Source organism: Maribacter sp. R86514, assembly GCF_044597005.1.
Lineage (GTDB): Bacteria > Bacteroidota > Bacteroidia > Flavobacteriales > Flavobacteriaceae > Maribacter.
Map to the genome: position 1 here is coordinate 3,202,592 of NZ_CP138999.1, position 11,026 is coordinate 3,213,617.

Here is an 11,026-nt window from a genome sequence, read left to right on the forward strand (position 1 = left end):
TCAGCTCTTTTTACGTTTAGGTAACAAATCTCTGTTTTCTATTGGGTTCTCTTCGCGTTTTAACGACTTTTCTATATTCTCTATGTAATCTAAAGAATCGTCTAGGTAAAATAGCAACTCGGGCACTCTACGCAATTGGTTGCGGGTACGTTGAGAAAGCTCATGTTTAATAAGTGGTTGGTTAGATTTTATACCTTCCATCAATTCACCCGATTTCTCATTAGGGAAAATGCTCAAGTATATTTTGGCGATAGATAGGTCTGTAGTTACCGAAACCTTGGATACAGAGATAAGCGTATTACGAAGTCCGCCATCAATGGCAGCCTTTTGTAGAATGTCTACAATGTCTTTCTGAATGACCCCAGCTATTTTACGTTGTCTTTGCGTTTCCATACTGCAAAAATACATAGAAATTGTATCTTAACCCCTATATAAGGCACACTGAAGTAAATAAGGAATGAAAAAGATAGAACATTTAGGTATAGCGGTGAAGAACATGGAAGATTCTAATGCGCTTTTCGAGAAATTATTGGGTGTCGCTCCCTATAAACAAGAAGAAGTGGCTTCTGAGGGCGTAATGACTTCTTTCTTTCAAAACGGACCCAATAAGATAGAGCTTTTGGCTGCTACGGAACCAAACGGGCCCATTGCCAAATTTTTAGAGAAAAAAGGTGAAGGCATACACCATGTAGCTTTTGAGGTAGAAGATATCGTTGCAGAAATGGAACGTTTAAAAAAAGAAGGCTTTACATTATTGAATGAAAAACCCAAGAAAGGAGCTGATAACAAGCTAGTAGCCTTCGTTCACCCAAAGACTGCGAACGGAGTGTTGGTAGAGTTATGTCAAGAAATTAGAGAGTAAGCATTATTTTGTTTGTGTCAGTTAAAAATAAGTAGTAATATTGCATCCGCAATTTGCGGGTTTTGTAGTGCAGCTGGCATGAGCACCAGTCTTACTGATTTTAATCAGAATACGCATTTCAAAATTATAACCGGTCCTATAGCTCAGCTGGTTAGAGCACCTGACTCATAATCAGGTGGTCCCTGGTTCGAGTCCAGGTGGGACCACATTTAAAATCCATAACACACTTTTAATTAAGGAGTTATGGATTTTTTATTTAATAATATGTACGGTTTTTGTATTTTTAAGAAGTGTGGTTTTACATTAGAAACCATAATCATATAATCCTAAAGCTTTTAATCTGAAATCCATTGCGGCTGTACTTACTTTAAATTTCTTACTTAAAGAATATAATTTAGATTCATATTCCATATCGTCATCCAGTTTGGTTATTTCAGAAAGGATTAATTTTTTTGGCATTAAAAGAGAAGCAGCAAAAGCGTTCGCTTCTTTTTCCATTTTATAATCTCCCCCACTATTCTTTCTATTTAATTTAGAACCTTTATAATAATCTACAAATAAAGGGGTTTCCACGTGTAATTTAAAATGCCCTATTTCGTGAGAAATTGTAAATCTTTTTCGAACTTCTGGATGATACTTATTAACACCAATAATATCTGCTCCATCTTTTCTAACTAAAAAACCAGAAACATCATCGTCTAAATCTTGTTCATCAATATTAATACCCATCTTTCTCGTAAGTTTTTCAACATTTACGGGTACATAAAATAGTCCGAACTCTTTTAATAGTGCATTTGATTTGAATTCAATTGTAGTGCTAGCCATTTTTTCTAAGTATTTCGTTGATAATCAATAAACTCTTTTTGCTTTTATCCTGTGGTAAAGAGTCCAAGATAGTTTTATACTTCTCATCGATAGTACCTAAAGAAGATTGGTAGGTATCCATGGAAGGTAGAAGATCAGTCATTTTACAATCTAATGCAATAGCAATCTCATAAATTGTAAATATAGAGGGTTGATGCTTACCTATTTCAATATTCGAAATTGAAGACCTACTTAAAGATATAAGTTCAGCTAAGTTTTCTTGACCTAATCCTTTTGCTTTTCTTAATTCTTTAATATTCTTACTTATGCTTTCGTACAAAAAGTCCCCCCTATTGCTCATATAATGTTAACGTATCAAATATAGATTTATTTTGCTTATGTAACAAGCAAATGGTTAAAATTTATAAATATTTAATACATTTTCCAGTATCAATTATTTGTTGTATCTTTGACAAATCAGGTTCGTATTGGACCAAAAAAAATCAGGTGGAGTGCACCTGATTAATTTAAATTTTGGAATATACTTGGGTTCGCAGCCCGAGAAATCCTCTTCTTTTCGTTAAAGCAAAGGTACATATTCTTCTTTAAATTACCAAATTTCTGCACTCCGCCTGATTATTGTTGAATTTTAAACTAATAATTGCGCATTTTTTACAAATTATTTATACAACAAAAAGGTTGATTTTGACTTACTGGTCAATCTATTCCATTGATTTCCTAACTAGTTGTTTGGTCTAATGTGGTTGTTTAAGTGTTAGAAATTAATTTTTAATTAAAAAAGAAGAATTATCATGAAAGATAATAATACAGTTGATTTATATAAATGCTATTGTGATGGGGTAAAGCCAGAAATAGCATATGAGTACTCCTTTAAAATATTTAAAGAAGACTACTTAACAAGAAAACAAGTTATAACAGGAAATGACCTCCATGAGTTATTTGGTTCAAATGCCAGCACCCATTTTATAAGAATGGTAGTAAAAGAGGGTAAAAAGGAAGTAGGGCCTTTAACTAAGGTAGACCTTACTAAATGTGGAATAGAGAAATTCATTATTCGCCCTTTTGAGCAAGAAACTATAGATTTGGAAACTTGTTTCTGCGAGGGTGCGACCCCAATAATAACTTATCAATATGTTATAAAGGTAAATAGAGATAAGTATACATCTGAGAAGGAAATATTAACTGGCAGAGAAATTTTGGCCTTGGCTGGAAAAGATTCTAAAACCCATAGATTAAGGATGTTCACCAAAAAAGGTAAAGTCATTGTTGATGCAGACGAAACAATTGACCTTACTAAATGTGGAGTAGAAAGATTTGTAGCTGAACCCTTGGATTGTACAGAGGGTTTTGTCACTAAAAACCAATTTACTTTACCTGATGAAGATGTACATTTTTTGGATTCAATTAGGAATGGAGTAGACTTGATTCAAGAGGGTAATAGACGGTGGTTAATCTTTAGAGGCTACAAAATTCCTGATGGATACAATGTTGAAGTTGCTGATTTAGCGATATTAATTCCTCCACACTATCCAACAGCAGGATTAGATATGATGTATTTAAACCCACCTCTTGCAAGAAAAGATGGAGCAGCGATAAAAGCTTTGTCAAATCAAACAATAGAAGGGAAAAGATATCAAAGATGGTCTAGGCACAGAAGTGCCGCTAACAAGTGGAATCCCAACATACATAATGTTGAGTCTCATGTTGATTTAATGGTTAGATGTTTAACAGCTGAATTTGCTAAACGATAAAAGCCATGGTACATTTTAAAATTACAGATAAGATGTGCCAAGAGTTGAAGAGTCATCTCCATAATGGAGATGGCTTGGAAGCTCTTGCGTTCATAATATGCGGGCGATTAAATCATGAAGGCGATAACTGGTTACTTGCACATGAAATTTTTCTTATGCCATATGAAAAATGTTCAAGAGATGTAAATTATGTAAGTTGGAAAACTAAGCATATAGAACATCTATTAGATAAAGCTAAAGACAAGGGTTTTGCAATTGTAAAAATTCATTCCCATTTTATGCTTGATTCTGATTTTTCAGAATTAGATGATATTTCAGATAAGTCATTTTTTGAGTCAGTATATGGTTGGTCAAACTCTGATTTACCACATGCTAGTATTATAATGTATCCTGATGGCTCAATGAAAGGAAGAACAATTGAAAATGACATGAGCTTTTCTGCTATACCTAAAATTACTGTAGTAGGTAATGATATTAAGAATTTTCAGTTTTTTGAAAGAGCAAGTGTAGGTAAAGAGTTTATTAGAACCCAACAGGCGTTTGGCGAAAAAACCACCAAATTGTTGCGAGGATTAAAAATAGCTGTTATTGGATGTTCTGGTACAGGAAGCCCAGTTATTGAGCAATTAGTTAGACTTGGAGTTGGTACACTCGTATTAGCGGATGGGGATTTTATTGAATATAAAAATCTTAATAGGATTATAGGTTCAACTTTCGCTGATGCAAAAGCTAATACACTTAAAGTTTTAGCACTTAAAAACCATATAGAAAAAATTGGTTTAGGTACTAAAGTGATAACGTTTCCAAGCTTAATTCAAGAAAATAGAAAGGCAATAGACACACTTGCTAGTTGCGATATGATTTTTGGTTGTGTTGATTCTTTTGAGGGAAGGTTCTATTTGAATTTAATTTCCACTTATTATTTAGTTCCATTAATTGATATTGGTGTAAAATTAGTTGCAGATGGTAATGGTGGAGTTGATTCTATAAACGGAAATATACATTACGTTAATCCAGGTTCTGAAACGCTTTTGGAAAGAGGTGTTTTTACACAAGAACAATTAACTGCTGAATCTTTAAGAAGAATATCCCCTCATGAATATGAAAAGAGAAAAACATATTTTGATAATTTGGATATTGAAAGCCCAGCTGTCATAAGTGTTAATATGACCTTTGCTTCTTTTGCTGTAAATGAAATGTTAGCAAGATTTCACCCATTCAGATATAGCGATAACATAAAGTTCTCACATACTTGTATAAATTTATCTGATTGGGATATCAATAGATCAGAAGTGAAGGAAACCGAATCTAAGTCTGCGTTGAGACATATTGGGATAGGTAATATAGAACCCGAATTGGAAATATATGATAGTGAAACAGTTATTTAAATGGATAGTTAGTTTCTTTAAAAAAGAAAGTAATTATTTTAAATTGAAAATAGTTTCTGAATTACCAGAGAATCCATTAGAACGTACTCTTTACTTAGAAGGGAGTTTTAAAGAAAAGGATTATTGGTATGCATTGTTAAAATGTCCCTGCGGTTGCGGGGACATTATAATGCTAAACCTCATTACAGATACAAAACCTTGTTGGAAAGTAAGCGTAAATAAATACCCTTCAGTTTACCCTTCTGTATGGAGAACAAAAAATTGTAAAAGCCATTTTTGGATAAAAGATGGTAAGTTGGTTTGGGCATAATTTTGATATTTTAAAGAGGATGGTATCTGCTAGTTTTAATACCCGGTCGTATTTATTCAATTTCTAAAGAAATTGTTTGTAAGAAATTAGGTAATTTAACTAAGTCTTTATTATACACACCATTTCCTCAATAACACTACCTTTAGATTATCAACTAAGAAATGAATATTTCTATTAACACAATCTGTCTTGGTTAGCTATGCCTAGGTCACTATTGGTATAAACAAACTAACACGAAAAGTGATTACAATTAGTGTTTTTTAAAATGCGGCTATTTTTTGTGAAATCCTTCAATACGGATAAATAATAGGAGTCCAACGAGATAAGCAACAACGTCCCAAACATCTGCCGTATATCGGTCATTGATATGAGGAAGTATCGCTTCAAAATAAACGACGTACAATAAAGTGACTACAATTTGTAACGGTAAAGGTAGTTTTAAACGTTTGTCAGATTTTATGTAGCGCACACAGCAAAGTCCGATTTTAAGAACAATTGGTATGCACAAAAGATCATTAAGATAATTGTTTATAAGTGGGTGTATATGAACATTGAAGCGTTGTAATAAGTAAACTAAGAGACCAATAAGTATACATACTTGGAAATAGTATTTTTTGATGAGTATTTTAAACATTTTCAATGGTGGTCAAATGTAAATTTTTGTTGAGCTACGCGGCAATATAGCCAAAGACCAAAGCTAAAAAAGAACCTATAGCGAGTACCACTATCCAGATGGAATAAAAAAAGCGGGAGATATAACGAATAAAAATGTTCTTATGATCTTTCGCATTCTCAAAAAATAGGGTAACATCATTTTTTTCTTTCACTTTTTCAGATGCTATCTTTTTCTTGTTCTTTTCTTCGCGTTCTAGCTTTCTTTTAAGGTTTATATTGATGATTTCCCCGCAGTTCTTACAATAATCGCGATTCAAGTTTACAGTTCCGCAATTTTGACATATTCGGTAGGTTTCATTGCTCATAACAGCATATTTAATGTGTCGCTGATTTTATTCAGTACGATATTACCTAAATATAGCCAAACACGAATAACTAATGTTGTCGTATTCATTAGAAAGATGTCCTGTATAAAACGATGTATCTATTTAAAGCTGAAAAGGTCTTGGGCTTAATATACTTTTATAATATGGCAAGAGAAGTGGGCTCAAATTGATAAGAAGTGAAAATTTATTCGTTTTTCTTTTTTACGTACGTTAGAATTTATTTTTCTATATCCATTTGTTTAAATTACTGACTAATTCAAACTAACTCAAAATGACTTTAAAATTTAACCTGTATAAGTTGGTCTTAATAACCCTTGCACTAGCCATTTCGTGCATATCTGTGACGATGGCGCAAACCGTACCTTCACCAGAAGATGTTTATGGTTTTAAGGTAGGTACCGACTACAAACTGGCAGACTACAGCCAAATTGAAGACTACCTTTCTCAATTAGATGCATCTTCAGAGCGTGTAAAAAAAGTAGAAATAGGGACTACTGTACTTGGTAGAAAAATGTACATTCTTTTTATTTCTAGTGAAGAGAACCTTAAGGATTTAGATAAGTGGAAAGACATTAGCACCAAACTTGCCAGAGTACAAGTTTCTAATGAAGAAGCCATGAAATTGTCTGAAGAGGGCAAAGCTATAGTATGGATTGATGGCGGTATGCACTCTACAGAGTTGGCGCATGGGCAAATGACTTCTGAATTTGCATATACTTTGGCTACTTCTGAAACTACGGAAATAAAGAAAATCAGGGAGAATGTTATCACCATTTTAATGCCTGTAATGAATCCTGATGGGTTGGATATTGTTGTAGACTGGTACAAGAAGAACTTAGGTACCGCTTATGAAACATCTCGCCCACCGATTTTATATCACTACTATATGGGTCATGATAACAACAGAGATTGGTTCATGAATACCATGCCAGAGACGTATAATGTTACGAGGATATTGTACAATGAGTGGTATCCACAAATTGTGTATAACCACCATCAATCTTCACCGTCTTGGACAAAAATATCTTTACCACCATATGCAGATCCGGTAAACCCAAGAATTCACCCAGCAATTACTGCAGGTGTAAGTGAGGTAGGTTCGGCAATGACCAAAAGATTTTCATTGGAGAATATGCCAGGTGCCATTGCAGATAATTTTTATACCATGTTCTGGAACGGTGGCGGGCGTACCGTGCCTTATTACCATAACATGATTGGTATTTTAACAGAAGTTGGTCATACCTCACCAACTCCAAGATATTACGACCCAGAGAAATTACCTAAAACCGTTGCGGGCGGTACACCTACAGATGGTACGGATATCATGTATCCGGATCCATGGAAAGGTGGTGAATCTCATTTTCGTGATGCGGTAGATTATATGTTGACCGCTACTTGGGCAACGTTAGATTTATCTGCCGATCGCAAGAGCAACTACTTGTACAACATTTACAAAATGGGAGCTTCGGCAATCGAGAAGTCGAAAGAAGAAGGTCCGTTTGCATACGTAATCGGTAAAGATCAATGGGATGCTTTCGAGTCCGTGAACTTAGTAAACGTTCTTCTAAAGGGTGGAATCGAAATAGAGAAAACCACTAAAAGCTTTGAACTTAACGGTAAGAAATACGAGAAAGGTGCCTATATCATTTACACGGCACAAGCATTTAGACCGTATTTGATGGATTTAATGGAAAAGCAAAATTATCCAACACGTTTTCAATACCCAGGTGGACCACCAGATACTCCGTATGATTTAGCTGGTTGGACATTACCTATGCAAATGGGAATCACTGTAGATAAAATTGCAAAACCTTTTGAGGTAGCTACAGAAAAGGTGTTGGATTCAGCTCCTTATTATGAAGGAGAGGTAAAAGGGAATGCTTCTTACGGGTATTTGTTAAGTGCTAACAGTAATGCATCGGTTATAGTAACCAACAAAGTATTGAATGCCGGCGGCACGGCTTATAAAACAAAAACATCATTTAAATCTGGTAAAACCACCTATCCGGCGGGTGCCTATATTGTTTCAGGCGGTAGTGCTTCAGTAGAAGAGTTAGCAGCCGAATATGGTTTAGAAGTAACAGGATTATCCGCAGAACCAAAAGTAGAAATGACAAAGGTTCACGCACCAAAAGTAGGCTTGTACAAATCTTGGGTTTCTAATATGGATGAAGGCTGGACTCGTTTTATCATGGATGAATATTCGTTTGAAACAGATACGCTTCATGATACCGATATTCAAACAAAAGATTTATCGCAGTATGATGTATTGATCATACCATCGCAACGACCAAAGTCTATATTACATGGTAATTCCCCATTAAAAATGCCAGAGAAGTTTACAGGTGGTATTGGTCTAGAAGGATCTGTAGCTTTAAGTAATTATGTAAAGAATGGTGGTACATTATTGGCTTTCGATGAAGCTAGTAATTATGTTATAGAGCAATTTGGTTTGCCGTTAAGAGATGCTACCGAAGGTACCGACAGTAATGAATTCTTTATTCCGGGGTCATTAATAAAAACAGGAATAGATACAACGCATCCGTTAGCATTTGGAATGCAAGACACGGTAGCGGTATCTTTTAATAAAAGTCGTGCATTTGTCATTGATAAGCAATCTAAAAAAGGAGAAGGCGGTACAGAAGATATTAAAGATGCGCCGGCACCAGAAGTTGAGGTCATTGCCAATTATGCACCCAAAGATTTATTGATGAGTGGTTGGGCAATGGGCGAGAAAAAGTACATTGCAAAAAAGCCAGCTATGGTAAAAGCAACATACGGAAAAGGATCTGTCGTTTTGTTTGCTTTTAGACCGCAGTTTAGAGCGCAACCAAGAGGAACGTATAAACTTATTTTCAACTCCATTTTTGAAGGAGCGGCAGAATAGTCTATTGATGAGGAAACTAATCATATACAGGCACAGTCGAAATTAGTTTAGAGCAAGTCGTACAAAATTTTCTAATAAAATGCCCATCAAAATTTGATGGGCATTTTTCTTTTTTAAAAACTTTAAAATAAAAATAATCCTACAAATACCGTGGCTATTGACTTGAGGTGAATATTACGGAAAACCGTAATATAATTAGAGCAATAATTTTAAAATTCAATGGTTAGATAGAGACCTAACAAATAAATTAAAACCAAAATCACCAATGAAAACATTTAATCAATTACTAGTACTTTCTTCTATTGCAGTATTTAATTTTAGCTGTGAAAAATCAACATCAGAAGAGTTTGAAGAAGTAAACGGAAATGTAGAAACTAAGCTAATAAGTGCTATTGATGTAGCATCTGCAGAAGATTCAGAAGACAGCGCAAACATTTTATTTTCGTATAATAATGATTTACAGTTAACATCAATTTTCGACGGAACGGAAACAACCAATTTCACCTACGAAGATGGTGATCTTAGTAATGTAACGGGCAATGTAGATAACGGCAATGTAGAAGAATTATATGAATCTCCTTATGATGCTTTTGAAACCGGACAAATTGAGGAGTATGATGATAACGGTAACCCATCTGTAATTAAATTTATTGAGTACGATTATGATTATATGACAGGCGAAGAAGAAGTAGTGTATTACACGGCAGAAATCTCTTATGACGATAAGCCGAATCCGTTTTACAAAACTGCGGAAGCAGCAGGCATGATAGCTGTATTAGATCAGATTAAATTAAACTTTGCAGAGGCGCCACAAGCAGAAGAAATTGTAAGAGCAAAAGCATTGTTCCCAAACAATAATCCGTCGCAAGTAGTGTATAAAAATGAGGAAGGTGAAATAGAATACACCATTAATATGTCATACACTTATGATGGTGATTACCCAACAGCAGCAACCGTATCTTCGGCATCGGCAGATGGTAGTGACAGTGAAACATATTTAACTACATTCACTTATGTAGGTGACTAAGTAAATTGAAAAATTTTTAGATATTAGAAAGCAGCCCTAAAAGGCTGCTTTCTTGCTTTTTAGGTAGTTTTTGTGTTTAAAATTTCATTATAACTTAAAAAACCGATTTTTGTATTTCCCAATAAAATGTTAAATTGAAGCAGCCCTTAATATTGGTATACTAAAGTTCCCCCAGAATCTATTAGTGTTGCTCTTTATTATTGGGCTTTTTTTGTTGGTGTATATTTAAGACAAGACTTCCCCCACACGCTAATAAAATACCCAATCATAGGGATGATATCCCATTGTTATTTATTTCATTTTTAATCAAACCAAAAAGCTAGAAATTATGAAGTTGAATTTAACTACCACAATTAATTGTAATCCAGAATTGAAAGATACATGGCAGATGGTTTATGCTAGTCAATTATATGGTACCTTTTTTTCAGTATATGCTAAAATAGTAGCGAATAAGGATGAAAAATGTATGAATTCCATTGACCTTAAGTTAATAAATTATAAGGGACCAATAAATTTGGGTATACATGAAGCAACTTACAATGTAAAGAGAAAAGAGATTAGTATAATCGATCATATGAATGGTGATTCCGTAACTATCAATGTTGTTTCTGTTACATTATGGGTAAGGGCACTTATTGAACAAGATGGTTGCGAGAAGCCAATAACAATTGAACAGTCAATAAATAACGACGAGACTTATCTTGAAATTAACAGAAAACTGTTACCTCTAAGTGATAACGGAAATTGTGTTGTAGATGGTGTATTCGATTCTGAATTTTACTATAGGGATGGACTAAGTAAGCCTATTCCAAAAAAACTAAATGAGATTAGTGGTTTATCATCTTGGAACAAATACAATAATTTAGATAATGAAGATGACGGTAACGTTGAATTACTTGGTCCAGGTGGAATATGCCCTAGAGGATATGCGAAAATTATTTTTTGATTTTTCCAGTATATTATTTTTTAGTCTAC

The 11,026-nt window shown here is 34.2% G+C and carries 12 protein-coding genes and 1 tRNA gene; 8 read left to right on the top strand and 5 right to left on the bottom strand.

Features of this window, described 5'->3' with window-relative positions; translation table 11 throughout:
* The gene (rbfA, locus tag SJY30_RS13895) at positions 1 to 393 is read right to left on the bottom strand and encodes a 30S ribosome-binding factor RbfA (protein WP_036150772.1); all 393 of its coding nucleotides are present in this window, start codon (positions 391 to 393) and stop codon (positions 1 to 3) included.
* Between the two features lie 64 nt (positions 394 to 457).
* Here rbfA and mce point away from each other — a divergent pair, with 64 nt between their 5' ends.
* Positions 458 to 862, top strand: a complete 405-nt coding sequence (gene mce / locus SJY30_RS13900) for a methylmalonyl-CoA epimerase (protein ID WP_396632751.1) — start codon at positions 458 to 460, stop codon at positions 860 to 862.
* A 132-nt stretch (positions 863 to 994) separates the two neighbouring features.
* Positions 995 to 1,068, top strand: a tRNA-Ile gene (locus SJY30_RS13905).
* A 97-nt stretch (positions 1,069 to 1,165) separates the two neighbouring features.
* On the opposite strand, the gene SJY30_RS13910 is transcribed toward SJY30_RS13905, so the two are convergent.
* Together SJY30_RS13910 and SJY30_RS13915 are read right to left on the bottom strand one after the other, a co-directional pair.
* Positions 1,166 to 1,687 (bottom strand): ImmA/IrrE family metallo-endopeptidase, encoded by a 522-nt coding sequence (locus SJY30_RS13910; RefSeq protein ID WP_396632752.1) that lies wholly within the window; start codon positions 1,685 to 1,687, stop codon positions 1,166 to 1,168.
* Positions 1,680 to 2,027, bottom strand: a complete 348-nt coding sequence (locus SJY30_RS13915) for a helix-turn-helix domain-containing protein (protein WP_396632753.1) — start codon at positions 2,025 to 2,027, stop codon at positions 1,680 to 1,682. The genes SJY30_RS13910 and SJY30_RS13915 overlap by 8 nt, the downstream gene beginning before the upstream one ends.
* A 451-nt stretch (positions 2,028 to 2,478) precedes the next feature.
* On the opposite strand from SJY30_RS13915, the gene SJY30_RS13920 reads away from it, so the two are divergent.
* The 3 genes from SJY30_RS13920 to SJY30_RS13930 are packed head-to-tail and all read left to right on the top strand — an operon-like array spanning position 2,479 to position 5,136.
* Positions 2,479 to 3,438 (top strand): multiubiquitin domain-containing protein, encoded by a 960-nt coding sequence (locus tag SJY30_RS13920; protein ID WP_396632754.1) that lies wholly within the window; start codon positions 2,479 to 2,481, stop codon positions 3,436 to 3,438.
* Between the two features lie 5 nt (positions 3,439 to 3,443).
* Positions 3,444 to 4,826 (top strand): HesA/MoeB/ThiF family protein, encoded by a 1,383-nt coding sequence (locus tag SJY30_RS13925; protein WP_396632755.1) that lies wholly within the window; start codon positions 3,444 to 3,446, stop codon positions 4,824 to 4,826.
* Positions 4,804 to 5,136, top strand: coding sequence for a DUF6527 family protein (locus tag SJY30_RS13930; RefSeq protein WP_396632756.1), 333 nt, complete (start codon positions 4,804 to 4,806; stop codon positions 5,134 to 5,136). The genes SJY30_RS13925 and SJY30_RS13930 overlap by 23 nt, the downstream gene beginning before the upstream one ends.
* Before the next feature lie 271 nt (positions 5,137 to 5,407).
* Here SJY30_RS13930 and SJY30_RS13935 read toward each other — a convergent pair whose 3' ends face one another.
* A complete protein-coding gene (locus SJY30_RS13935; protein ID WP_396632757.1) occupies positions 5,408 to 5,605 on the bottom strand; it encodes a hypothetical protein in 198 nt (65 codons plus the stop codon).
* Between the two features lie 199 nt (positions 5,606 to 5,804).
* Complete coding sequence (locus SJY30_RS13940) at positions 5,805 to 6,116, bottom strand: hypothetical protein (RefSeq protein WP_396632758.1); 312 nt, start codon at positions 6,114 to 6,116, stop codon at positions 5,805 to 5,807.
* 292 nt (positions 6,117 to 6,408) lie between these two features.
* Here SJY30_RS13940 and SJY30_RS13945 point away from each other — a divergent pair, with 292 nt between their 5' ends.
* From SJY30_RS13945 to SJY30_RS13955, 3 genes are all read left to right on the top strand, one after another.
* The gene (locus SJY30_RS13945; protein WP_396632759.1) at positions 6,409 to 9,024 is read left to right on the top strand and encodes a M14 metallopeptidase family protein; all 2,616 of its coding nucleotides are present in this window, start codon (positions 6,409 to 6,411) and stop codon (positions 9,022 to 9,024) included.
* A 265-nt stretch (positions 9,025 to 9,289) separates the two neighbouring features.
* Complete coding sequence (locus SJY30_RS13950) at positions 9,290 to 10,051, top strand: hypothetical protein (protein WP_396632760.1); 762 nt, start codon at positions 9,290 to 9,292, stop codon at positions 10,049 to 10,051.
* A gap of 328 nt (positions 10,052 to 10,379) precedes the next feature.
* Positions 10,380 to 10,997 carry a hypothetical protein gene (locus SJY30_RS13955; RefSeq protein ID WP_396632761.1) on the top strand — a complete coding sequence of 206 codons (618 nt, stop codon included), beginning with the start codon at positions 10,380 to 10,382 and terminating at the stop codon, positions 10,995 to 10,997.
* Positions 10,998 to 11,026: the final 29 nt, after the last annotated feature.

Excerpts from the sequence above, each read along its gene's own strand:
- rbfA (WP_036150772.1), bottom strand. The coding sequence starts at position 393 with ATGGAAACGCAAAGACAACGTAAAATAGCTGGGGTCATTCAGAAAGAC.
- mce (WP_396632751.1), top strand. The coding sequence starts at position 458 with ATGAAAAAGATAGAACATTTAGGTATAGCGGTGAAGAACATGGAAGAT.
- SJY30_RS13910 (WP_396632752.1), bottom strand. The coding sequence starts at position 1,687 with ATGGCTAGCACTACAATTGAATTCAAATCAAATGCACTATTAAAAGAG.
- SJY30_RS13915 (WP_396632753.1), bottom strand. The coding sequence starts at position 2,027 with ATGAGCAATAGGGGGGACTTTTTGTACGAAAGCATAAGTAAGAATATT.
- SJY30_RS13920 (WP_396632754.1), top strand. The coding sequence starts at position 2,479 with ATGAAAGATAATAATACAGTTGATTTATATAAATGCTATTGTGATGGG.
- SJY30_RS13925 (WP_396632755.1), top strand. The coding sequence starts at position 3,444 with ATGGTACATTTTAAAATTACAGATAAGATGTGCCAAGAGTTGAAGAGT.
- SJY30_RS13930 (WP_396632756.1), top strand. The coding sequence starts at position 4,804 with ATGATAGTGAAACAGTTATTTAAATGGATAGTTAGTTTCTTTAAAAAA.
- SJY30_RS13940 (WP_396632758.1), bottom strand. The coding sequence starts at position 6,116 with ATGAGCAATGAAACCTACCGAATATGTCAAAATTGCGGAACTGTAAAC.
- SJY30_RS13945 (WP_396632759.1), top strand. The coding sequence starts at position 6,409 with ATGACTTTAAAATTTAACCTGTATAAGTTGGTCTTAATAACCCTTGCA.
- SJY30_RS13950 (WP_396632760.1), top strand. The coding sequence starts at position 9,290 with ATGAAAACATTTAATCAATTACTAGTACTTTCTTCTATTGCAGTATTT.
- SJY30_RS13955 (WP_396632761.1), top strand. The coding sequence starts at position 10,380 with ATGAAGTTGAATTTAACTACCACAATTAATTGTAATCCAGAATTGAAA.